The sequence below is a fragment of the Kitasatospora sp. NPDC059646 genome (assembly GCF_042734615.1).
Taxonomy (GTDB): domain Bacteria; phylum Actinomycetota; class Actinomycetes; order Streptomycetales; family Streptomycetaceae; genus Kitasatospora.
Window position 1 is genome coordinate 38,415 of the sequence record NZ_JBHWDS010000032.1, and the last position, 22,878, is coordinate 61,292.

Sequence of the window (22,878 nt, forward strand, 5' to 3'; positions counted from 1 at the left end):
GAACCCGGAAAACGGGAAGGACCGGCCGGGACGGATGCGTCCCGGCCGGTCCGGAAACCCGGTGGTCGACCTGTCGGTTGACGTTGCCGGTCGACCGAGGAGTCAGCGGAGGCTGTCCACGTCGACCAGGTCGACCCGGACGTTGCGACCGCCGAGGGCGCCGACCACGGTGCGCAGCGCGCGAGCCGTGCGGCCGCCCCGGCCGATCACCTTGCCGAGGTCGTCGGGGTGCACCCGCACCTCGATGGTGTGACCGCGGCGCAGGTTGCGCGAGCGGACCTGCACCTCGTCGGGGTGCTCGACGATGCCCTTCACCAGGTGATCGAGGGCTTCCTCGATCATGCTCAGGCCTCGGTGGAAGCGGCCTCGGCCTCGTCAGCCTTGTCCGACTTCTTGGCCTTCGGGGTGATGGCGACACCGGTGGTGGCGTCCTCGAAGCCGGCGACGGCCTTGGCGAACAGGTGCGAGAAGTCCTCGACCTTGGGCTCGGCGACCTTCAGCGGCTCCGGAGCCGGCAGGCCCTTGAACTTCTGCCAGTCGCCGGTCAGCTTGAGGATGGCGAGGACCGGCTCGGTCGGCTGGGCGCCGACGGACAGCCAGTACTGGGCGCGGTCGCTGTCGACCTCGATCTTCGAGGGGTTGTAGGTCGGCTGGTAGATGCCGATCTCCTCGATCGCGCGGCCGTCACGCTTGGTGCGCGAGTCGGCGACGACGATGCGGTAGTGCGGGGAGCGGATCTTGCCCAGACGCTTCAGCTTGATCTTGACAGCCACGGGTGTGGATTCTCCTGGTTTTGACGTGGGTGAGCAGCGCTCCGCCGCGTGGGGCTGCGGCGCGAGGTGCCGTTCAAGGGACACGCCAGCCGTTGGGAGAGAGGGTCCTGCCTGGCTGCCGAGTACTCAGCTGTCCATTCTGCCACATGGCGGAGGTCCCCCGGACCGCGCCCCCGCACGGTTCGGCAGGACCTCTTGGGCGTCATCGGGCCGCTCGGCCCGGGCGACAGCAGCACTCCCGAAGGCGTTCCGCTCCGGCGGTACGGCCCGAAGGCGGTACGACTCGAAGGTCATGCAGCCCGAAGGCGGTACGGCCCGAAGGCCGTGTGCCCCGGAGACAGTACGGCCCGAAAGCTGGACAACCCGAAGGCAGCGCGCCCCGGAGGGAGGTGTGGCGTCGACCGTCCCCCGGCGAGGGGGCCGGTCGACTCTCGGCCGGTCCGCGGGCACCCCGCCCGCGGCCCGGATCAAGCGATCTTGAACGGCTGCTGGCAGGCGCCGCAGACGATCGAGGCCTGCGCCAGCACGGACGGGACGACGCGGACGTTGCGGCCGCAGCCGCACACCGCCTTGACCCGGACGCCGCCGCCCGAGGACCCGTGCCGTGCGGCCGGTCCGCGGAAGGCGCGGTGGTTGCCCTCGCCGGCGACGGCGAGCTGGTGCGCCCCGAGCGCGCGGTCGAGACGCTCGATGGTCTCGGCGTAGCGTTCGCGGGTCTCGTGCCCCATCGTCACCTGGGAGAAGCCGCTGCTGGCGTGCGGCTCGACCGGGTGGGCGAGGCCCAGCTCGGAGGCGAGCAGCAGGAAGCGGCGGTTGTGGTAGCGACCGGCCCGCGAGGTGTCGCGGATCTCCCGGGCGGCGGCCAGGCCGTGCGCGGCCTCGTGCAGCAGGCGCTCGAAGTTGAGCTGGGTGCCGCAGGCCGACGAGGACTCGCCGATCAGCGCCTCGGGAGACGCCAGGTCGGGCAGGTCCCGGTGGTGGGCCTGGATGTCGCTCCAGGCGGCGGCCAGTTCGGCCGCAAGGACGAGGGGCTGTGTCGTGCTCACGCTGTACCAACGATGGGGAGAGAGCCGATGTTCCGCCGGGCCCCGTGCTCCGGGAATTCCCAGCGGACTCTCAGGAATGCACTTCCGCACGCGAATTGCGCGGTTCCGAACTGACGCAAGACCAACCCCCTGCACGTTTGGGCCCGGCGGGGTCGCCGGGCTCTCGGCACCCGCCGCGGAGCCCAACATCCCCACGACGGACGGCCCGCGACCTGTCCGAAAATTGACAGGGCCACGGGCCGTATACCGTACCGCTTGTCAGGTACTCCCGGGAGTTGACTGGTGAGTAGTCTCAACTGCCAGCACACGAACCGGGGTTCGGGAATTGTCGGGGTCAACCCGGGCTTCCGCAGCTCATCGCGGCAGTGGCCTCGCGGAAACGTCCCCGGGCACGGCCCGGGGACGTTCGCGGTGGTCGCGGATCAGTACGCGCGGGCCACCAGGGCGAGGTTGCCGTCCTGGTCGTCGGTGGCCGGCACGGTGCCGTCGGCAGCGACCAGGCAGCGGACCGACACACCCTGCTCGGCCAACTTCGCCTCGCCCTCCGGGCCGAGGTCGGCCCAGGAGATCCGGCCCCAGCCGGTGGCGGCGGCCTCGACGGCCTCGTCGATGGTCTTCACGTCGACGGTGCGGGCCTCGCGGCGCTCGCGGGACTCGCGGAGCAGCTGCGCCTGGTCCTCCTCGAGGATGCCGGGGACGACCGCGGCCAGGGAGTCGGCCTGGACCGGCTCCTTGCCGCCGGCGATCCGGCGGACCAGCATCGCGGTGCCGGCCTCCAGGTCGCGCGGGCCGACCTCGATGCGCAGCGGAACGCCCTTGAGCTCCCAGTCGACGGCGCGGCGGCCGAACGGGGTGTCGGTGCGGTCGTCGACGACCACGCGGACGCCGGCGGCCTCCAGCTGGGCGCCGATCTCGCGGACCTTGGCCAGCACCGCGTCCTCGCCCTTGATGGCCAGGACCACGACCTGGACGGCGGCCAGCCGCGGCGGAACCCGCAGACCGTTGTCGTCGCCGTGGGACATGATCAGGCCGCCGACCATGCGGGTCGAGACGCCCCAGGAGGTCTGCCAGACGAACTCGCGCTCGGCGCCCTGCAGCTGGTACGTGGTGTTGAAGGCCTTGGCGAAGTTCTGGCCCAGCTCGTGGCTGGTGCCCATCTGCAGGGCCTTGCCGTCGCCCATCATGCCTTCGAGCGTGAGGGTGTTGATGGCGCCGGCGAAGCGCTCCTTGGCGGTCTTGCGGCCGAGCACCACGTCGATGCCGAGGACGTTGGTCATGAAGTCGCCGTAGACGTCCGTGTGGATGCGCGAGGCGTACGCGCGGGCGTCCTCGTAGGTGGCGTGGGCGGTGTGGCCCTCCTGCCAGAGGAACTCGGTGGTGCGCAGGAAGACGCGCGGGCGGAGCTCCCAGCGGACCACGTTGGCCCACTGGTTGATCAGCAGCGGCAGGTCGCGGTGGCTCTGCACCCACTTGGAGAAGTACTCGTTGATGATCGTCTCGGAGGTGGGCCGGACGACGACCGGCTCCTCGAGCTCCTTGCCGCCGCCGTGGGTGACCACCGCGAGCTCGGGGGCGAAGCCCTCCACGTGCTCGGCTTCCTTGGTCAGGTACGACTGCGGGATGAACATCGGGAAGTACGCGTTCTGGGCGCCGGCCTTCTTGATCCGGGCGTCCATCTCCTGCTGCATCCGCTCCCACAGGCCGTAGCCGTACGGTCGGATGACCATGGTGCCCCGCACCGGACCGTTGTCGGCCAGCTCTGCCTTGTTGATGAGGTCCTGGTACCAGCGGGGGAAGTCTTCCGCCTGGGGGGTGAGAACGGGTGCCTTAGCCATGGGCCGAATGGTACGGGGAGCGGCGGCCGGACTGTGAATCCGTTTCCGCCCGCCCGGGGCCGCGGCCGGGGCGGCGGTACGCCCGCGCACACCCCGGGGCGCACACCCGCGGCGCGCGGACACCTGCCTGCACCCCTCTGGACGACGGCGGCGACCCGCTGTTCGCTGAGAGGGGCCGGGGGGTGCCGGGCTGCGGCAGACGCAGCCGATTCCGAGGACCGACGTGGACCGATTGGGAGGCCGCGATGGCTTCAGCGCAGGTGACCGGCAGCACCGTGGACCGGGTCGGAGCGGCCGGTCCGGCGGAGCGGCGGGGTCGGGCGCGGGACTGGGCGGAGATCCAGGAGCGCATGCTCGTGCCCCTCTACCTGGACGTCTACCGGCGGCTGGAGGTCGGCCCGGCGACCAGCCTGCTCGGGGTGGGCTGCCGGTCCGGGCTGGCGCTGCTGCTCGCCGAGGGGCGCGGCGCGCAGGTCGCGGGGGTGGAGTGGGACGACGAACTGCGGGAACTCGCGGCGGCCCGCGGACTGCAGGTGGCGCCCGGCGGGAGCATCACCCGTTCGGCGCACCCCGTCCCCCGGCCGGCGCACTCCCTGGTGACGGTCTTCGAGCAGCCGCCGACGCCCGCGCTGGTCGCCTGGTCGGCGCAGCGCACGCTCCCCGGCGGGCTGCTGGTGGTCGCGGACCGGGGCCCGGCGGAGCGCTGCGAGAGCACCGCGGTGCTGGAGGTGGCGCACCGGCACGCCCCGGCGGGCGTCCGGGCCGCGGCCGCGCCGGGCGGGCTGGAGCCGCTGCTGGCCGCCGCGGGTCTGCGCCCGTCCGCGTCGGGCCGGGTGGCCTGCCCGTTCGCGTACCCGGGTCTGGACTCGGCGGTCCGCGGTCTGCTGGCGACCGGCCTGTTCGACCGGGCGGAACGGCAGGCGGGGGCGGCGCTGGTGGCCAAGGAGTTGGAGGAGGCGCTGCATCCGTTCCTGCGGCCGGACGGCTCGGTGCGGATGGTGGACGAGTTCCGCTGGGCCGCGGGCGTCCGGCCGGCCGGCGCTAGTTGCGGCTGAGTCCGGCGGCGGCGTAGGCGGCTTCCTCGTCGAGGGTCTCGGCCTCCAGCAGGGCGGCGGCGAGGGAGTCGAGGCGGTCGCGGTGCCGGTGCAGCAGGGCGAGGGCCTCCTGCCAGCATTCGGCGACGATCCGGCGGGCCTCCTCGTCGACGGCGTCCAGGGTGGTGGGGGCGGCGGCCAGTCCGTACGGGGACTGGCTGTCGTTGGGGATCGCGGTGACCCGGCCGACCCGGTCGCTCATGCCCCAGCGGCCGGCCATGGAGCGGGCGATGGTGGTGAGCTGTTCGAGGTCGCTCTCGGCGCCGGTGGTGACCACGCCGTACACCACCTGCTCGGCGGCCATGCCGCCGAGCGCGCCGATGATCCGGCCGCGCAGGTAGGGCTCGGTGTACGAGTAGCGGTCGGTGTCGGGGGTGGACAGGGTGACGCCGAGGGCGCGGCCGCGCGGCACGATGGTGACCTTGCGGACGGGGTCGGCGCCGGGCTGGAGCATGCCGAGCAGGGCGTGCCCGGACTCGTGGTAGGCGGTGCGCTGGCGTTCCTGCTGGGGCATCACCAGTGGTCGTACGGCACCGAGTTGGACCTTCTCCAGGGCCTCGGAGAGGTTCTCCTGGTCGACCGAGTCCTGCTGGTTCTTGACGGCGAGCAGCGCGGCCTCGTTGACCAGGTTGGCGAGGTCGGCGCCGGTCATGCCGGGGGTGGTGCGGGCGACGGCGTCCAGGTCGGTGCCCTCGGCCAGCGGGACGTCGCGGGCGTGGATCCGCAGGATCTGTTCGCGGCCGGCCCGGTCGGGCGGGCTGACGGTGATCCGCCGGTCGAAGCGGCCGGGCCGCAGCAGGGCGGGGTCGAGGACCTCGGCGCGGTTGGTGGCGGCGATGACGATCACGCCCTCGGAGCCGGTGAACCCGTCCATCTCGGTGAGGATCTGGTTGAGCGTCTGCTCGCGCTCGTCGTGGCCGCCCATGCCGCCACCGCCGCCGCGCTGGCGGCCGATGGTGTCGATCTCGTCGATGAAGACGATCGCGGGGGCGACCTTGCGGGCCTCGGTGAACAGGTCGCGGACCCGGCTGGCGCCGACGCCGACGATCATCTCGATGAACTCGGACGCCGAGGCGGAGAAGAACGGGACGTTCGCCTCGCCGGCGACGGCCCGGGCGAGCAGCGTCTTGCCGGTGCCGGGCGGGCCGGACAGCAGGACGCCGCGCGGCATCTTCGCGCCGAGCCGGCGGTAGGCCTGGGGGTTCTTCAGGAAGTCGACGACCTCGCCGAGTTCGGCCTGCACCTCGTCGATGCCCGCGACGTCCTTGAACGTGGTGCGCCTGCCCTGGGTGGTGTCCACCGGCTTCGGCGGGGCCTTGCGGCCGAGTGCGCCGCCGCCGAGGCCGCCGGCCATCCGGCGGGCCAGGAACACCCAGACGCCGATCAGCAGCAGCATCGGGGCGAGCGAGATCAGCAGGTTGGCCAGGAAGCTGCGCTGCTGCACCACCGGCCGGGCGGTCACCTCGACGTTGTGCGACTGGAGGGTGCCCCAGAGGTCGTCGTTGGCGAACGCCGGGCGCTGGGTGGTGAATTCGGTGTAGTTTCCCTTGCCGCCGTCCGGTTTGGGCTGCTTGTCCTTCAGGGTGCCCTCGATGGAGTCGCCCTTGGAGTAGATCTTGGTGACGTTTCCGCTGTTCAGCTGCTTGTTGAACTCGGTGTACGAGATCGTGGTGGACTCGCCGTTGCCGAAGAAGCTCAGCAGCACGTCGGACAGCAGGAACACCACCAGGGCGGTGAGGATCAGGCCCGTCCAGCCGCCCGGCATCTTCTTCTTCGGCGGCGGAGGGGGCGGCGCCCCCTCGGACCGCCAGGGCTGGTCGGGGGTCTGGCGCGGCGGCACGGGGTTGCTCACCTGTCGGACAATACGGACATTCCGTCCGTCGGTCGGTGCGCAACGCCGCACCGGCCTCACCGCTCCGGCGTCGGCCACTCCTCCGCCGTCAGCGCGAACCGCTCGTGGTCGCGCCACGCGCCCTGCAGGAACAGCATCCGCGGCGTGAACCCCTCGTGCCGGAACCCCAGCCGGCGCGCCATCGCCACCGAACGCTCGTTGTCCGGCTGCACGTTGATCTCCAGCCGGTGCAGCCCCAGCCCGCCCTGCTCGGCCGGCGCGAAGCAGCGCTCGACCACCAGCCGCATGCCCTCCGACATCCGGCCCGTCCCGACGAACGGCACGTACGAGTCGTAGCCCAGCACGCCGTTGCAGAACCGGGCCATCACGATGTTCGCCACGTTGCACTTGCCGACCAGGCCGCCGGTCTCCCGGTCGAGGATCAGGAAGGTCCGCAGGCCGGCCCCCTGACGGCTCAACAGGTCGGGCAGCCCGTCCGGCTCCACCGGGTTCCACCGCCCGATGTGCTCGGCGGAGCGCCGCACCGCATCGGAGTAGGGGACGACGTCATCGGGGCGAGGGGCTCGGATCGTTACGCGCATGGCAGTCATCATCGCGCAAGGCTTTTGTCGCCGCGGAACGCACCGGCACCGGCCGTGGAGAGCCGCGCGGGTGCGGAAAAACCGGGGGCGCGTGGGAGTGGCTCCGCACGCGCCCCTGTCGTCGCTGCCGCCTGCCGCTTACAGCAGGTCCTTGAACTCCTTGGGGAGTTCGAAGTCCGACGGCCCCTTGCCCGCCGGGAGGCCGAACGCGTTGCCGCCGCCCTGGCCCGGCCCGAGCGCCTTGCGCTCGGCGGCCGCCGCCTCCTCCTGGGCCCGCTTGAGCGGGTTGCCGCTCTTGCGCTTGCCCTTGGCGACGGGCGCCTTCTTGCCGGAGCGCTTGCCGCCGCCACCCATGCCGGGGATGCCGGGCATGCCGGGGATCCCCTTGCCGGAGGCCATCGCCGACATCATCTTGCGGGCGTCGAAGAACCGCTCGACCAGGCTGGAGACCTCGCCGACCTGGACGCCCGCGCCCTTGGCGATGCGCAGCCGGCGCGAGCCGTTGATGATCTTCGGGTCGGTCCGCTCGGCGGGCGTCATCGACTTGATGATCGCGCCGACCCGGTTGACGTCCTTGTCGTCGATGTTGTTGATCTGGTCCCGGATCTGGCCCATGCCGGGGAGCATGCCGAGCAGCTTGGAGATCGAGCCCATCTTCTGGACCTGCTCCAGCTGCGACAGGAAGTCGTCGAGCGTGAACTCCTTGCCGCCGCCCTGCAGCTTGGCCGCCATCTTCTCGGCCTCGGCCTGCGAGAAGGTCTGCTCGGCCTTCTCGATCAGCGAGAGGACGTCGCCCATGCCGAGGATGCGCGAGGCCATCCGGTCGGGGTGGAAGGCGTCGAAGTCGTCGACCTTCTCGCCGTTGGAGGCGAACATGATCTGACGGCCGGTCACGTGCGCGACCGAGAGCGCGGCGCCGCCGCGGGCGTCGCCGTCGAGCTTGGAGAGCACCACGCCGGTGAAGTCGACGCCTTCGAGGAAGGCCTGCGCGGTGGTGACCGCGTCCTGGCCGACCATGGCGTCGACCACGAACAGGACCTCGTCCGGGTCGACCGCGGCGCGGATGTCCGCGGCCTGCTGCATCAGCTCGGCGTCGATGCCGAGGCGGCCGGCGGTGTCGACGATCACGACGTCGTACTGCTTCTGCTTGGCGTACTCGATGGAGTCGCGGGCGACCTGCACCGGGTCGCCGACGCCGTTGCCGGGCTGCGGGCCGTAGAAGGCGACGCCGGCCCGCTCGGCCACCACGCCGAGCTGGGTGACGGCGTTGGGGCGCTGGAGGTCGCAGGCGACCAGCAGCGGGGTGTGCTTCTGCTGCTTCAGCCAGTGGCCGAGCTTTCCGGCCAGGGTGGTCTTGCCGGCGCCCTGGAGACCGGCCAGCATGATCACGGTCGGGCCGGTCTTGGCGTACTTCAGGCGGCGGGTCTCGCCACCGAGGATGCCGATCAGCTCCTCGTTGACGATCTTGATGATCTGCTGGGCCGGGTTCAGCGCGCCGGAGACCTCCGCGCCGAGCGCGCGGTCCTTGACCTGCTTGATGAAGGCCCGGACCACGGGGAGCGCGACATCCGCCTCCAGCAGGGCGATCCGGATCTCGCGCGCGGTGGCGTCGATGTCCGCCTCACTGAGGCGGCCCTTGCCCCGGAGGTTCTTGAACGTCGCTGCGAGGCGGTCGGAGAGAGTGTCGAACACGTCGGTCGCGGGTCCCTTGCGGCATCGAGTACGGGTACGGTCGTCGTCCCCAAGGGTAGCCGCCCGTCCGGCCGACGGACCGCGCCCCTGCGGCAACGGCCGCTCAGCGGCCTTCCAGCGCCTCCCGGACGGCCTGCGCCACCTGCTCCGCGCGGGCCCGCTCCAGCGGCCGGCCGTCCTCCGAGGTGAGGTAGAACGCGTCCACCGCCTCCGCGCCCAGGGTCGACACGTGCGCGGTGCGGACCCGGACGCCGGCGGCGTCCAGCGCGCGGCCGATCCGGTGCAGCAGGCCCGGGGCGTCGTGGGCGCGCACCTCCAGCACGGTCGCGGAGCGGGACGCCGCGCCGGGGGCCACGGCCACCACCGGCGGCGGGGTGCGGATGCCGGGCCGGCGCGGGGCGGCGGCGTCGCGTTCGGCGAGCTTGCGGGAGACGTCGAGCGAGCCCTCCAGGGCGCGCCGCAGGTCGGCGCGGAGCCGGGCCGCCTCGGGGACGTCGCCGAACTCGGCGGCCACCGTCCAGGTGAGCAGCAGGACCGGCCCGGTGCCGACCGGGTCGAGTTCGCGCAGTCCCGCCTTGCGGACGGTGAGCCGGTGCACGGCCAGCACGCCGGCCACGGTGCCGAGCAGCCCCGGCCGGTCCGGGACGGCGAGGGTGAGCTCGACGCCGACGGGCTCGGCGCCGCTGCCGTCGGCCGGCTCGGCGTGCGCGCGCAGCGCCAGCGCGGGCCCGCCGGTGCGGGCGGCCTCGACGGCCAGCCGCTCCTGGTCGGCGGTCGGCTCGTCGGCGGCGGGCGGCGGGGGCCCGCCGGCCAGCCGGGCGGCGGTGCGGGCGACCAGCTGGTCGACCAGCGAGGCCCGCCAACTCGACCAGGCCGCGGGGCCGGTGGCGGTGGCGTCGGCCTCCGTGAGGGCGTGCAGCAACTCCAGGTGGGTGCGGCTGCCGACGGTCTTGGCGATCAGGTCGGCGGTGGCCGGGTCGTCGGGGTCGCGCCGGGTGGCGGTGTCGACCAGCGTCAGGTGGTGGCGCACCAGCAGGGCGAGGGTGTCGGTGTCGTGCTTGTCGAAGCCCATCCGGACGGCCAGGTCGCGGACGATCACCTCGCCGGCCTCGGAGTGGTCGCCGGGCCAGCCCTTTCCGAGGTCGTGCAGCAGGGCGGCGACCAGCAGCAGGTCGGGGCGGGAGGTGCGGCGGGTCAGCGCGGCGGCCCGGACGGCGGTCTCGATCAGGTGCCGGTCGACGGTCCAGCGGTGCACGGCGTTGCGCTGCGGGCGGCAGCGGACCCGCTCCCAGTCGGGCAGCAGCCGGGTGATCAGCCCCTCGGCGTCCAGCGCCTCCCACACCGGCAGGCAGGCCTCGCCGGCGCCGAGCAGGGTGACCAGCCGGTCGCGGGCCTCGTCCGGCCAGGGCACCGGCAGCGGTCCGGTCTCGGCGGCCAGCCGGCGCACCGTCGCGTACGAGACGGTCAGCCCGGCCTGGGCGGCCGCGGCGGCGGCGCGCAGCGGCAGCACCGGGTCGGCGGCGGGCCGGGCGGCCTGGGCGAGCACCGCCTCGCCGTCCTGTTCGACCACGCCCTCGGCCAGCGGCCGTCGTTCGGCGGGCGGCGCGGCGCGGCGGGCGCCGTGGAACGGGAGGCCGAGCCGGGTCGGCCGCCGCCCGCGCCGGGTGCGGGCGGCGAGCACCCGGTCGACGGCCCGCCAGGTGACGTCGGAGGCGTACGCGACGGTGCGGGCGGCCCGGTAGACCTGCCGGAGCAGGATGTCCGCGTCGAGCAGGCCGAGCTGCTCGGCGACCTGGTCCTGGTCCTGCAGGGCGAGCCGGTCGGTGGCCCGGCCGGTGGTGAGGTGCAGGGCGTCGCGGACGTCGGCGAGGGTGCGGGCGGCGGTGTCCAGGCCGTCGCGGGGCGCGTCGGCGAGCCAGCTGGCGGCGATCGCGTCGAGGGCGACCAGGTCGCGCAGGCCGCCGCGGGCCTCCTTGAGGTCGGGTTCCAGCAGGAAGGACACTTCGCCGTGGCGTTCGGCGCGGGCCCGGCCGAGGGCCTGCAGTTCGGGCAGCCGGGCGGGGGCGGCGGAGCGCCAGTCGGCGAGCGCCTGCGAGCGCAGGTCGGCGGTCAGCCGCGGGTCGCCGGCCAGGTGGCGGGCGTCGAGCAGGCCGAGGCCGGCCTTGAGGTCGTCGGCGGCGACCTTGCGGGCCTCGGCGGGGGTGCGGACGGCGTGGTCGAGGGCGATGCCGCTGTCCCAGACGGGGTACCAGATCCGTTCGGCGAGTTCGGGGGCGAGCGGGCCGTCGTGCAGCAGCAGCACGTCCAGGTCGCTGCGCGGGGAGAGTTCGCCGCGGCCGTAGCCGCCGACGGCGACCAGGGCGGTGCCGGCGGGTGCGCCGGCCGTCCGGTACAGGCCGCTCAGCCAGTCGTCGGTGAGCCGGGCGAGGGCGGTGCGCCGTTCGCGGCCGGTGCGGGCGGGGTCGGCCAGCAGCCGGGCCCGTTCGGCGAGGTGGCCTTCGTCGGTGGTCATGTCTGCTCCCGGGGCGTGCTGGTGCCGGAACGCCGGTGGCGGACCTGCCGCAGGGGCAGGTCCGCCGGGGGTCGGGCTGGGGTTCAGAGGGCGTCGGGGCCGCGTTCGCCGGTGCGGACGCGCACCGCGGTCTCCACCGGGACCGACCAGACCTTGCCGTCGCCGATCTTTCCGGTGCGGGCGGCCTTGACCACCACGTCGATCAACTGCTCGGCGTCCTCGTCCTCGACGAGTATCTCGACGCGCAGCTTGGGCACCAGGTCGACGGTGTACTCGGCGCCCCGGTAGACCTCGGTGTGGCCGCGCTGCCGGCCGTACCCGCTGGCCTCGGTGACGGTCAGGCCGTGCACCCCGAAGGCCTGCAGGGCGTCCTTGACCTCGTCCAGGCGGTGCGGCTTGATGACGGCGGTGATGAGCTTCATCGGGCGTCGACCTCGGTCTTCTCGGCGGTGGCGGCGGTGACGGCCAGGGCGGGGGCGGTGCGGGCCAGGCCGGCCCCCAGGGCGGTGAAGTCGTAGGCGGACTCGGCGTGTTCGGCCTGGTCGATGCCGGACACCTCGACGTCCTCGGCGACCCGGAACCCGATGGTCTTCTGGATCGCCGTGCCCAACAGCCAGGAGAGCACGAACGAGTACGCCAGCACGGCGGCCACGCCGAGCACCTGCCGGCCGAGCTGCCCGAAACCGCCGCCGTAGAACAGGCCGGCCGCGCTCTGGCCGACGTGGCCGGTGGCGAACAGGCCGACCAGCAGCGAGCCGATCACGCCGCCGACCAGGTGGACGCCCACCACGTCCAGCGAGTCGTCCAGGCCGAAGCGGTACTTGAGACCGATCGCGGCGGCGCACGCCAGGCCCGCGATCAGGCCGACGGCGATCGCGCCGAGCGGCGACACCGAGCCGCAGGCCGGGGTGATCGCGACCAGTCCGGCCACCGCGCCGGACGCCGCACCGAGGGTGGTGAAGGCGCCGTGCCGGAGCCGCTCGTACGCCAGCCAGCCGAGCATCGCGGCGGCAGTGGCGACCTGGGTGTTCACGAACGCCATGCCGGCGACGCCGTTGGCGGCCAGCGCCGAGCCCGCGTTGAAGCCGAACCAGCCGAACCAGAGCAGGCCGGAGCCGAGCATCACCAGCGGCAGGCTGTGCGGGCGCATCGGGTCCTTCCGGAAGCCGACCCGTCTGCCGAGCACCAGCGCCAGGGCCAGGCCGGCCGCGCCGGCGTTGATGTGCACGGCGGTGCCGCCGGCGAAGTCGATCACGCCGTTGCGGTCGCCGAGCCAGCCGCCGTGGCCGCCGTCGAAGAAGAACACCCAGTGCGCGACCGGGAAGTAGACGACCGTCACCCAGAGCGCCACGAACAGGCTCCAGGACGCGAACCTGGCCCGGTCCGCGATGGCGCCGCTGATCAGCGCCGGGGTGATGATCGCGAACATCAACTGGAACGCGGCGAACGCGGTGACCGGGATGGAGCCGGTGAGCGCGTCCAGGTCGATGCCGCGCATGCCCAGGAAGTCGAGGTTGCCGATCAGGCCGGCGCCGGCGTCCGGCCCGAAGGCGAGCGAGTACCCGTAGAGCACCCAGAGCACGCTGACGATCGCCAGCGAGATGAAGCTCATCGCGAGCATGTTGAGGGTGCTCTTGACCCTGACCATGCCTCCGTAGAAGAAGGCCAGGCCCGGGGTCATCACCATGACCAGGGCCGCACTGATGAACACGAAGGCGGTGTCGCCCGCGCTGAAGCCCTCCGGCATCGGCGTCTCCTCCGAGGTGGAAGCCGCTCCATGCCGGGACACCCGTCCCGTGCCCGTCCCGGCATGTCGGCGATGGGAGGAGAGTGCCGAAGCCGGGTTTCCGCCGATGCGGTCGGGTGTTTCACCGCAGTGACGTGGTCGACGCGCCCGTTACGGGCGCGTGAACCACGGTGGGCCGACCGGAGGTCAGACCACCTGGACGAACTCCGGGATGTCCTGCACCACGCGCTCGGCGAGCCGGTCCACCCCGGCGACGCCGCGGAAGTCGCGGGTGGCCGCCTCCGAGGTCTTCCGGACCCGGGTGTTCAGCCGCTCCGAACGGACCTTGCGGGCGATGTCCACCGCCTCCTCGCAGTACGTCGCCGCCTCCTCCGGCTCGCGCTGCAGCAGCCGCACCGAGGCCATGCCGACCAGGTTGAAGGCGTAGGTGCGGACGTGGTCCGGGTCCTTCCGGAACAGGTCGACCGCCTTGGTGATCATCGGCTCGGCGGAGGCGGCCATCGCGGCGCCCCGGTCCGAGGTGTACGCCAGGTCGCGGTAGGAGTGCCCGTTCTCCGCCGCCAGCTCGGCCGCCGAGAAGAACTTCAGCCAGTTCGGCGTCTCCTCACCGGTGTTGATGTCGGTGAAGGTGTCCTCCGAGAGCCGGATCGCCCGGGCGCAGCGGTTCACCTCGCCGATGGTGGCGTAGGCCCGCGCCTCCATCGCGTAGAGCAGCGACTGCTGGCGTGCGGAGGCGGTGTCGCGGCTGCCGTACTGCGCGAGGTGGATCAGCTCCAGCGCGTCCTCGCCGCGGTTGAGGTGGATCATCTGCCGGCACATGTCGGTCAGCACGTGGGCGCCGAACGGCCGGTCCCCGGCCTCCTTGGCGGCGTGCAGGGCGAGCACGTAGTACTTCTGCGCGCTCGGGTGCATGCCGACGTCGTACGACATGAAGCCGGCCAGGTGGGCGAGGCCGGCGGTGAGCCGGAACAGCCGCTTGGTGGTGGCCTCGGGGTAGGTCTCCTGCAACAGGTCGGTGACCTCGTGGAGTTGGCCCACCACGGCCTTGCGGCGCAGGCCGCCGCCGTTCTGCGCGTCCCACTTCCGGAACATCTCGGTGGTCTGCTCCAGCAGCTGCATCTCCGGCTCGGACAGCCGCCCGGTGAACTGCTCGCCGCCGTTCGCGGCCGCCAGGATCGGGGTGGGCTCGCCGTTCGGGCCGGGCGTCAGCCAGCGCTGCATCGGCTCGATGAGCGCCGCGCCGGCCGTCAGCGCCAGCGAAGTGCCCAGGAAGCCGCGGCGGTTGAGCATCAGGTCGCTGCGCGAGTACTCGCTGATCGCCTGCACGGTCTGCTGCGGGCTCCACGGCAGGTCGACCCCGCCGCCGACGGTGGTGACCGGGACGGCGGCGCGCAGGCCGAGGTCCTCGATCGACACCACCGAGCCGAAGCGCTCCGAGAACAGCTCCGACATGATCTTCGGAATGGGCTCGCGCGGCTGCTCGCCGTCCAGCCATCGGCGAACCCGCGAGGTGTCCGTGGAGACGTGGTGCGCGCCGATCTGACGTGCCCGCCGGTTCACCTGGCGCGCCAGCTCTCCCTTCGACCAGCCACTGCGCGCGAACCAGGAGCCCAGCTTCTCGTTCGGCTGCTTCTCACCCATGGGACCGTCCCCATCCCGCCCCGGTTCGGGGCTCCCGCTCGCCTTGACTCGTCATTTCGCCGACCGCGTGACCGGTCCGCTGCATTCCGTATCCAGAACGTAGTGCTCCTCGGCCATCCGGGGGAGCAACGTTGGAGAAACGCCACCTTTCGCCACCCCCACGGGTGAACTACCGGGCGCAGAGCCGCGCTTCACTGTGTGTCAGCTCGGCATGACCCCGGCACATGCCCGAGAGACCGGCGGAGGCACAGGTGCGGCAACGACGATCCGGCATCCGACGCGCGGGTGCAAGGCTCCTGCTCGTCCGTGCCCCCGGAATCGGTGTGCGCCGGTTCGCGCGCGCCTCCGGCGCACCACGCACCACACGCCTGCCAGGCGACGCATCGTCACCGTCCCGTAACCACCGGCAACCAGAACCTGTTGGGGGAGGCATGGACAAGCTGTTCGGCACCCTGCGACTCGCGCCCCTCGGCGCCCGCCGCCGCACCCGGCCCACCGCGCTCCAGGTCGCCTCCGAGTACTCGGAGCGCTGGGGCTGGACGCTCGCCGCCGGCAGCCCGCCCCCGGTCCCCGCCGCCCCCGGCGCGGTCCGCTGCGAGTGCGCCGTCCCGCTCTGCGCCGCGCCCAACCTGCACCACCGGGTCGGCCCGCTCCTCGCCCCCGGCACCGGCGCCGCCGCGATCGCCGACCGCTGTCCGGCGGACGCACCGCTGCTGCTCCCCACCGGCCACCAGTTCGACGTGCTGGACGTCCCGGCCCAGCCCGGCCTGCAGGCCCTGGTCCGGCTGGAGCGGATGGGCACCCAGGTCGGCCCCGTCCTCGCCTCCCCCGCCGGGCGGCTGCTGTTCTTCGTCGCCCCCCGCACCGCCGAGCGCCTGCCCGACCTGCTGTACCGGATGGGCTGGGACGACGCCTCCCTCGACCTGGCCTGCCACGGCCTCGGCTCCTACCTGGCCGCCCCGCCGGTCGCCCTCGGCCCGCTCGGCCCCATGCGGTGGCTGCGCCGCCCCACCGCCGAGAACCGCCCGCCGGAGGCCCGTCTGCTGCTCGGCACCCTCGCCTACGCCTGCCACCGCACCCGCGACCGGGAAGCCTCCCTGGCCGGCTGACCGGCGTAGCGGCGCGGGGATACGGCGAAGGTCCGCCCGGGGAGGGGAGTTCCCTCCCCGGGCGGACCTTGCGGTGCGTGTCGCGCGGTTCTCCCGGCGTCAGCCCAGCAGCGCGTCCACGAACGCGCCCGGCTCGAACGGCGCGAGGTCGTCCGCGCCTTCGCCGAGCCCGATGAGCTTGACGGGGACGCCGAGTTCGCGCTGCACCGAGATCACGATGCCGCCCTTCGCGGTGCCGTCGAGCTTGGTGAGGACGATGCCGGTGATGTCCACGACCTCGGCGAAGACCCGGGCCTGGACCAGGCCGTTCTGGCCGGTGGTGGCGTCGAGGACGAGCAGCACCTCGTCGACCGGGCCGTGCTTCTCGACGACGCGCTTGACCTTGCCGAGCTCGTCCATCAGGCCGGTCTTGGTGTGCAGTCGGCCGGCGGTGTCCACCAGGACGGTGTCGACGCCCTCGGCGATGCCCTGCTTGACGGCGTCGAACGCGACGGACGCGGGGTCGCCGCCCTCGGGGCCCCGGACGGTGTGCGCGCCGACGCGCTCGCCCCAGGTCTGGAGCTGGTCGGCGGCGGCGGCACGGAAGGTGTCGGCGGCACCGAGGACGACCTTGCGGCCGTCGGCGACCAGGACGCGGGCGAGCTTGCCGGTGGTGGTGGTCTTGCCGACGCCGTTGACGCCGACCACGAGCACCACGGCGGGGCCGCCGTCGGCCTTGACGGAGTGGACGGTGCGGTCCGTCTCCGGGCCGATCAGCTTGACCAGCTCCTCGCGGAGCAGGCCGCGCAGCTCGTCGGGGGTGCGGGTGCCGAGCACCTTGACCCGGGTGCGCAGGTTGTCGACGAGTTCCTGGGTGGCGCCGACGCCGACGTCCGCGGTGAGGAGGGTCTCCTCGATCTCCTCCCAGGTGTCCTCGTCGAGGCGGTCGCGGGAGAGCAGGGTGAGCAGGCCCTTGCCGAGCGTGGACTGCGACCGGGAGAGCCGCGAGCGCAGCCGCACCAGCCGTCCGGCGGTGGGTTCGGGGACCTCGATCTCGGGGGCGGCCTCCGCCTCCTCGATCCGCACCTCTTCGGCGGGCTCCTCGGCGACCGGCTCCTCGGCGGCGGCCGGCGGTGCGGTGGGCTCGGCGGCCCCCTCGGCCGGCTTGGCGGGCGCGGCGGTGTCCGCCCGGGGCGGGGCGGTGATCGTCGGGGTCTGGCTCGGCCGGTCCAGTTCTTTGCGTCGTTTGCCGGAAACGACGAGTCCGGTGATCGCGCCGATGGCGACCACCGCGATGACAACGGCAAGGATCACGTATTCCATAACCCGTCCAGTATCACTTAGCGCCTATGCCGGCCCGGGTTGCGCGGGCTCCAGCCTTTCCGTGCTGTGTTTCCGTGGTCGCTCCGGCATCCGCAGGCGCTGGCTGATCACCTGGGAGATGCCGTCGCCCTTCATGGTCACGCCGTACAGGGCGTCGGCGGATTCCATGGTGAGCTTCTGGTGGGTGATGACGATCAGCTGGGAACTCTCCCGGAGTTCTTCCATGATCGCGATCAGTCGGCGCAGATTGGTCTCGTCCAGCGCGGCTTCGACCTCGTCCATGACGTAGAACGGGCTGGGCCGGGCCTTGAAGATCGACACCAGCAGGGCGACGGCGGTCAGCGAGCGTTCCCCGCCGGAGAGCAGCGAGAGCCGCTTGACCTTCTTGCCGGGCGGGCGGGCCTCGACCTCGACGCCGGTGGTGAGCATGTTGTCGGGGTCGGTGAGGACGAGCCGGCCCTCGCCGCCGGGGAACAGCCGGGCGAAGACGCCTTCGAACTGGGCGGCGGTGTCGTGGTACGCGGCGGTGAACAGCTGCTCGACCCGGGCGTCGACGTCGCGGACGATGTCGAGCAGGTCGCGGCGGCTCTTGCGCAGGTCGTCGAGCTGTTCGCCGAGGAACTGGTGGCGGGCCTCCAGCGCGGCGAACTCCTCCAGCGCGAGCGGGTTGACCTTGCCGAGCTGCTGGTAGGCGCGTTCGGCGGCCTTGAGCCGCTTCTCGACCTCGGCGCGGACGTACGGGCGCGGCTCGCCGGGCTCCGCGCCGTCCTCGGCCGGCGGGGCGGGGACGGGCCGGTCGGGGCCGTAGCCGCCGAGCAGGTCGGCGCCCGCGATGCCGAACTCCTCCAGCGCCTTGGCCTCCAGCTGCTCGATCCGCAGCCGCTTCTCCGCCCGCAGCACCTCGTCGCGGTGGCCGGCGTCGACCAGCCGGTCGAGTTCGGCCTTGAGTTCGCGGCCGTGTTCGCGGAACCGGCGGAGTTCGGTCTCGCGGGCGGCCCGGTCGGCCTCGACGGCGGCGCGTTCGGCCTCGGCGGTGGCGAGGGTCTCCTCGATCCGGCCGAGCAGCTGTCGGGCGGCGACGGCGACGGCTCCGGCGACGGCGGCTTCCCGGCGGGCCCGGGCGCGGCGTTCGGCGGCGCGGGCGCGGGCTTCGCGTTCGGCGCGGGCGGCGCGGTCCAACTGGTCGGCGCGGCCGGCGAGTCCGCGGACGCGTTCCTCGTGGGTGCGGACGGCGAGCCGGGATTCCATCTCGGTCTGCCGGGCGGCGGCTCCGGCGGCGGCGAGCCGGTCGCGTTCGGCACTGTCCGGCTCGTCCTCTCCGCTGTCGGCCGACTCCTCGGCGGCGGCGAGGCGTTCGGCGAGTTCCTCGGCGGCGGCGCGGGCTTCGGCGAGGCCGCTCTCGGCCTTGGCGGCGGCGGTGGCGGTGCGGTCGGCCTCGCCGGCGGCGGCGCGGGCGGCGCCGCCGGCCCGGCCGAGGGCTCCGGCGAGTTCGGCCCGCCGCTTCTCGCCCTGTCGGCGCAGCGCGGCCCACTGTTCGACTTCGGCGGCGAGTTCGGCCCGGACCTGCTGGGCCTGTGCCAGCTCCTCGGCCGACTCGGCGCAGCGGGTGTCGAGTTCTTCGATGCCGCGGGCGGCTTCGGCGACGGCGGCCGCCGTCTCCAGCGGGCTGGGGGCTCCGGCCGAGCCGCCGTGCGCGAACGCGCGGGAGAGCAGGTCGCCGTCCGGGGTGACGGCCGTCCACTGCGGATGACGGGCGATCAACTGCCGTGCGGCGTCGAGGTCTTCGACCACGGCGGTGCGACGGAGCAGCTGCCGGGCGGCGTCCGCCATCGGCCCGTCGACCAGCTCCCCCGCCCAGCGGGCCCCTCCGGGTGCTCCGTCGCCGACCGCGGTGGCGTCGGTGGCGATCAGCAGGGCGGCCCGGCCGGCGTCCTCGGCGCGGAGTCCGGCGAGTGCGGCGGCGGCGGTGTCCGGGTCGGCGACGGCGACGGCGTCCGCGGCGGCGCCCAGGGCGGCGGCGACGGCGAGTTCGAACCCGGGTTCGACGTGCAGCAGTTCGGCGGCGGGGCCGAGCACGCCGGGCCGGCCGAGCAGGGTGGCGCTGCCGTCCTTGCGGCGCAGGCCGAGGGCGAGCGCGTCGTGCCGGGCGGTGAGCGCGGCGCGTTCCTGTTCGGCCCGGGCGAGCGCCTCGCGGGCGGCGGTGGCGGCCCGTTCGGCGGCGGCGAGGGCGGTACGGGCGTGCTCGTGCCGCTGCTCGGTCTCCTGGTCGCCGGCTTCGGTCTCGCCGCTGTCCTCCAGGAGCTGTTCGTACTCGGCCTGGGCGGCCTCGGCGCGCAGCAGGGCTTCGTCGCGGGCGGTGGCGAGGCGTTCGGTCTCGGCCTGGGCGGTGTCGGCGCGGGAGCGGGCGGCGGCTGCCTGGCCCTGGAGCCGGGCGAGCCCTTCGCGCCGGTCGGCGATCGCCCGGGCGGCCGCCTTGATGCGCAACTCCTCGGCAGCGAGGGCGCGTTCGAGTTCGGCGCGTTCTTCGACGGCTTCGGCGAGCGCGTACCGGGCCTGTTCGAGGGCTTCGTCGAGGGCGGCCTCCTCCTCGCGGACCCGGGCGGCTTCCCGTTCGAGGTCCTCCGGGTCGCGGCCGCGCCGTTCCTCGGGCTGTCCCGCCGTGGCGGCGGACCGGACCCGGGCTTCGGCGAGTCCGATGGTGCCGCGGGTGCGTTCGGCGAGCGCGGAGAGCCGGTACCAGGTCTGCCGGGCGGCTTCGAGGGCCGGCCCGAGCTGTTCGACCTGGGCCTCCAGGACGGCTTCGCGCTGGACGGCGGCGGCGAGCTGCTGTTCGACGGTGGTGCGGCGCAGCTTCAGCGCCAGCTCGTCGGCGATCTCGGCCTCGACGGCCTTGCGCAGGGTGAGGAGGTCGTCGGCGAGCAGCCGCAGCCGGGCGTCGCGCAGTTCGGCCTGGATGCCGGCGGCCCGCCGGGCGATCTTCGCCTGCCGTCCCAACGGGCCGAGCTGGCGGCGGAGTTCGGCGACCAGGTCCTGGACGCGGTTCAGGTTGGCCTGCATCGCGTCGATCTTCCGGAGGGCCTTCTCCTTGCGCTTGCGGTGCTTGAGGACGCCGGCGGCCTCCTCGATGAAGGCGCGCCGCCCCATCGGGTCGGCGTGCAGCACGGAGTCCAGCTGCCCCTGGCCGACGATGACGTGCATCTCGCGGCCGATGCCGGAGTCGGAGAGCAGTTCCTGGATGTCGAGCAGTCGGCAGACGCTGCCGTTGAGCGCGTACTCGCTGCCGCCGTTGCGGAACATGGTCCGGGTGATGGTGACTTCGGTGTAGTCGATGGGCAGCGCGCCGTCGGTGTTGTCGATGGTGAGGCTGACCTCGGCGCGGCCGAGCGGGGGTCGTCCGCTGGTGCCGGCGAAGATGACGTCCTCCATCTTGCCGCCGCGCAGCGACTTGGCGCCCTGTTCGCCCATCACCCAGGACAGCGCGTCGACGACGTTGGACTTGCCGGAGCCGTTGGGGCCGACCACGCAGGTGATGCCGGGCTCGAAGCGCAGGGTGGTCGCGGAGGCGAAGGACTTGAACCCGCGCAGGGTGAGGCTCTTCAGGTGCACCCGCCCGTCCTCCTCGCCCTGCCGTGGTCCGCTGCCCGTCGGCCGCCCCGCGCGGACGGCCACCGCTGGCGACTGTATCCGGCCGGGCCGCCGACCGGCCCTCAGGCGGCGGTTTGGCCACGCCGCGGGCCGGGCAGGTTAGGGCAGAAGAACGTCGCGGACACGACGAAGGGACGTCCGCCTCGGACGTCCCTTGCAGGCTGCCATCCCCCGTGGGGGAAGCTCAGTGCGTCACAGCGTCGATCGTGAGGACCACGAGCGATCGGGCCATCACGTCGATCAGGTCAGGGCCGGCTCGCGCTGGTCCAGGTCGATGCTGTTCAGCAGCGAGTGCTCGTCGGCGACGGCAGTCAGGGCATCGTTCTCGGCCTGGAGCTTCATGAGCTCGTTCTCCAGGTCCAGGACGCGCTGCTGCAGCCGTCGCATCTCGGAGAGCATTCGCGGGTCGGGGCCGCCGACGTAACCGAGAAGCGCCTTTGCCATGATGTGTGGTCCTCCACGCTGAGTGACCGAACCGTGTACGGTGTGGGTCGTTGGGGGAAGGGATACGCACGGACCTGCGCGCCGGACGTGCTGGCTGGGCACACGAAACAGCCGCTGGTGAGTGGCATGCTCACACGGCGGAGCCTCGCCGGAAACTCAGACCTGTGCGCGGGCTTCCAGCGTCTCACCAAAGACGGTACGGGTCAACACGATCACCGCACGCTACCGCGCCCCTGTCACCTGCATGGCGGGCTCGTCACACCATCGGCCGGGTAAGTGGATCACTACGCTTGCGGAGTCAACCACGAGTCTGCCCCGATGGCAACCGGATGACACCGGCAGTTGCCGGCGGCTCTCCTCCGACCGGCAACCGCGGTGTGCTCATCGGATCGCGAAGCCGTCGTATCCGTCGCCCACGGAGCTCCAGATCTCGGTGACCCCGCTGACCTGACCTGGCGTTCCGGGCCCGCGCAGCGCGGCGAGCAGCCGCTCGCAGTCCGCGCGCGACCCCTCGGCGACCACCTGGACGCGGCCGTCGCCGAGATTGCTCGTGTAGCCCGTCAGCCCGATCTCCAGGGCCCTCGCCCTGGTCCACCAGCGGAACCCCACCTGCTGGACGCGCCCCCGCACCCAGATGGTGGCGCGGACGGAACGGTGACTGTCGTGACCTTGCATGCGTCGACCATAGTCGGGCACTTCAGGGGCGTACGGAACGGACTTCACGCCCCTTCCACCGTCCCTCCCCACCGGCCGGTCCGCGTTCACGCCGCCGGTACGACGGGGCGGGGCGGCCTCAGCGGTGCGGCTCGGCCAGCCGGTGCAGGGTCCAACCGCGGCCGGCCGGGTCCAGCGGGGCGGTGGCGGCGGTGAACAGCTCGGCGGCCCGGCGGTAGGAGAGGCGGGCCCGGCCGGTGAGCGGGCAGCGGTCGCGGTCCGGAGTGCCGGCCGGGGCCCGCCGGTCGGTGAGGAACAGCGGGCCCGCGCTGCGTCCGGCGATCAGCAGCGGCAGCAGCCGGGCGGTGCCGCCGCGCCAGCGCAGCGGCCGCTCCCCCGCGGCGGGCCGGACCTGCCGGTCGGCGGGGTCGAGCCGGTCGACGTCCAGCGCCAGCAGCCGTTCGATCGGCGCGCCCGTCTCCCGGACCAGGTGCCAGAGCACCTTCTCGCGCAACGGCACCCGCAGCGCGAGCACGGCCCGCACCTGGGCGTCGGTCAGCGGGGGTTCGGGCCGGGCGGCGGGAAGCGGGCGCAGGCCCTCCGCCGGGTCGGCCGTCAGCCAGCCCTGCCCGCACCACCAGCGCAGGGCGGCGCGCAGCGCGGAGAGTTCGCGGTTGGCGGTGCGCGCGCCGACCGCCTCGGTCCGGGCGGCGAACGCCTCGGCCACCCGCCGGGGCGCGTCCGGCCCGTCCAGCAGGGCCAGCGGCAGCACCGGCGGCGCGGCCCGGCGGCGTTCGGCGCCGGCGGGCGGGGTGCGGCCGACCAGCAGCCAGGCCCAGGTGTGCAGGGCGATCCGGTAGACCCGCCGGGAGCCCTCCGCGAGCCGGGCCTCCGCCAGGTAGTGCTCGGTCGCCACGGCGAACTCCACAGGTGTCATATCCGCAGTAAATC

At 73.4% G+C, this 22,878-nt stretch carries 18 protein-coding genes; 2 read left to right on the plus strand and 16 right to left on the minus strand.

Translation table 11 applies throughout. From position 1 onward, the window contains the following. Positions 1-102: 102 nt before the first annotated feature. The 4 genes from ACFV1L_RS22455 to proS all read right to left on the minus strand — a co-directional run bounded on the left by ACFV1L_RS22455 (position 103) and on the right by proS (position 3,654). Complete coding sequence (locus ACFV1L_RS22455) at positions 103-342, minus strand: RNA-binding protein (RefSeq protein ID WP_014138265.1); 240 nt, start codon at positions 340-342, stop codon at positions 103-105. Between the two features lie 2 nt (positions 343-344). Beyond that, complete coding sequence (rpsP, locus tag ACFV1L_RS22460; RefSeq protein ID WP_345699129.1) at positions 345-773, minus strand: 30S ribosomal protein S16; 429 nt, start codon at positions 771-773, stop codon at positions 345-347. Between the two features lie 467 nt (positions 774-1,240). After that, the gene (locus tag ACFV1L_RS22465; RefSeq protein WP_035866559.1) at positions 1,241-1,819 is read right to left on the minus strand and encodes a hypothetical protein; all 579 of its coding nucleotides are present in this window, start codon (positions 1,817-1,819) and stop codon (positions 1,241-1,243) included. Positions 1,820-2,241: 422 nt separating this feature from the next. Then, complete coding sequence (gene proS / locus ACFV1L_RS22470) at positions 2,242-3,654, minus strand: proline--tRNA ligase (RefSeq protein ID WP_380368313.1); 1,413 nt, start codon at positions 3,652-3,654, stop codon at positions 2,242-2,244. 245 nt (positions 3,655-3,899) lie between these two features. Between proS and ACFV1L_RS22475 the strand changes: the two genes are divergently transcribed. Further along, the gene (locus ACFV1L_RS22475) at positions 3,900-4,709 is read left to right on the plus strand and encodes an SAM-dependent methyltransferase (protein ID WP_380368314.1); all 810 of its coding nucleotides are present in this window, start codon (positions 3,900-3,902) and stop codon (positions 4,707-4,709) included. Here the strand turns inward: ACFV1L_RS22475 and ftsH are convergent. The 7 genes from ftsH to ACFV1L_RS22510 form a co-directional block, all read right to left on the minus strand. Further along, a complete protein-coding gene (gene ftsH, locus ACFV1L_RS22480) occupies positions 4,696-6,600 on the minus strand; it encodes an ATP-dependent zinc metalloprotease FtsH (RefSeq protein ID WP_380368315.1) in 1,905 nt (634 codons plus the stop codon). The genes ACFV1L_RS22475 and ftsH overlap by 14 nt on opposite strands. Positions 6,601-6,656: 56 nt before the next feature. Next, positions 6,657-7,181, minus strand: coding sequence for a GNAT family N-acetyltransferase (locus ACFV1L_RS22485; protein ID WP_380368316.1), 525 nt, complete (start codon positions 7,179-7,181; stop codon positions 6,657-6,659). Between the two features lie 138 nt (positions 7,182-7,319). Next, entirely contained in the window at positions 7,320-8,873 is a 1,554-nt protein-coding gene (gene ffh / locus ACFV1L_RS22490; protein WP_380368318.1) for a signal recognition particle protein, read from the minus strand. A gap of 103 nt (positions 8,874-8,976) precedes the next feature. Then, entirely contained in the window at positions 8,977-11,385 is a 2,409-nt protein-coding gene (locus ACFV1L_RS22495; RefSeq protein ID WP_380368320.1) for a [protein-PII] uridylyltransferase, read from the minus strand. Between the two features lie 83 nt (positions 11,386-11,468). Beyond that, on the minus strand, positions 11,469-11,807 hold the full coding sequence (locus ACFV1L_RS22500) for a P-II family nitrogen regulator (protein ID WP_380368321.1): 339 nt from the start codon (positions 11,805-11,807) through the stop codon (positions 11,469-11,471). Beyond that, positions 11,804-13,132, minus strand: coding sequence for an ammonium transporter (locus ACFV1L_RS22505; RefSeq protein ID WP_380368322.1), 1,329 nt, complete (start codon positions 13,130-13,132; stop codon positions 11,804-11,806). The genes ACFV1L_RS22500 and ACFV1L_RS22505 overlap by 4 nt, the downstream gene beginning before the upstream one ends. Before the next feature lie 186 nt (positions 13,133-13,318). Beyond that, positions 13,319-14,773, minus strand: a complete 1,455-nt coding sequence (locus tag ACFV1L_RS22510) for a hypothetical protein (protein ID WP_380368324.1) — start codon at positions 14,771-14,773, stop codon at positions 13,319-13,321. A gap of 431 nt (positions 14,774-15,204) precedes the next feature. Here ACFV1L_RS22510 and ACFV1L_RS22515 point away from each other — a divergent pair, with 431 nt between their 5' ends. Beyond that, positions 15,205-15,882: a bifunctional DNA primase/polymerase gene (locus ACFV1L_RS22515; protein WP_380368326.1), complete on the plus strand. Its 678-nt coding sequence runs from the start codon at positions 15,205-15,207 to the stop codon at positions 15,880-15,882. Positions 15,883-15,981: 99 nt separating this feature from the next. Here the strand turns inward: ACFV1L_RS22515 and ftsY are convergent, their stop codons facing one another. From ftsY to ACFV1L_RS22540, 5 genes are all read right to left on the minus strand, one after another. Continuing rightward, positions 15,982-17,184, minus strand: coding sequence for a signal recognition particle-docking protein FtsY (gene ftsY, locus ACFV1L_RS22520; protein ID WP_380368327.1), 1,203 nt, complete (start codon positions 17,182-17,184; stop codon positions 15,982-15,984). 24 nt (positions 17,185-17,208) lie between these two features. Beyond that, entirely contained in the window at positions 17,209-20,790 is a 3,582-nt protein-coding gene (smc, locus tag ACFV1L_RS22525; protein WP_380368328.1) for a chromosome segregation protein SMC, read from the minus strand. Positions 20,791-21,069: 279 nt separating this feature from the next. Next, positions 21,070-21,273, minus strand: a complete 204-nt coding sequence (locus ACFV1L_RS22530) for a hypothetical protein (RefSeq protein ID WP_035866513.1) — start codon at positions 21,271-21,273, stop codon at positions 21,070-21,072. 381 nt (positions 21,274-21,654) lie between these two features. Next, positions 21,655-21,948 carry an acylphosphatase gene (locus ACFV1L_RS22535; protein WP_380368329.1) on the minus strand — a complete coding sequence of 98 codons (294 nt, stop codon included), beginning with the start codon at positions 21,946-21,948 and terminating at the stop codon, positions 21,655-21,657. A 118-nt stretch (positions 21,949-22,066) separates the two neighbouring features. Next, positions 22,067-22,864: a hypothetical protein gene (locus tag ACFV1L_RS22540; RefSeq protein ID WP_380368330.1), complete on the minus strand. Its 798-nt coding sequence runs from the start codon at positions 22,862-22,864 to the stop codon at positions 22,067-22,069. Positions 22,865-22,878: the final 14 nt, after the last annotated feature.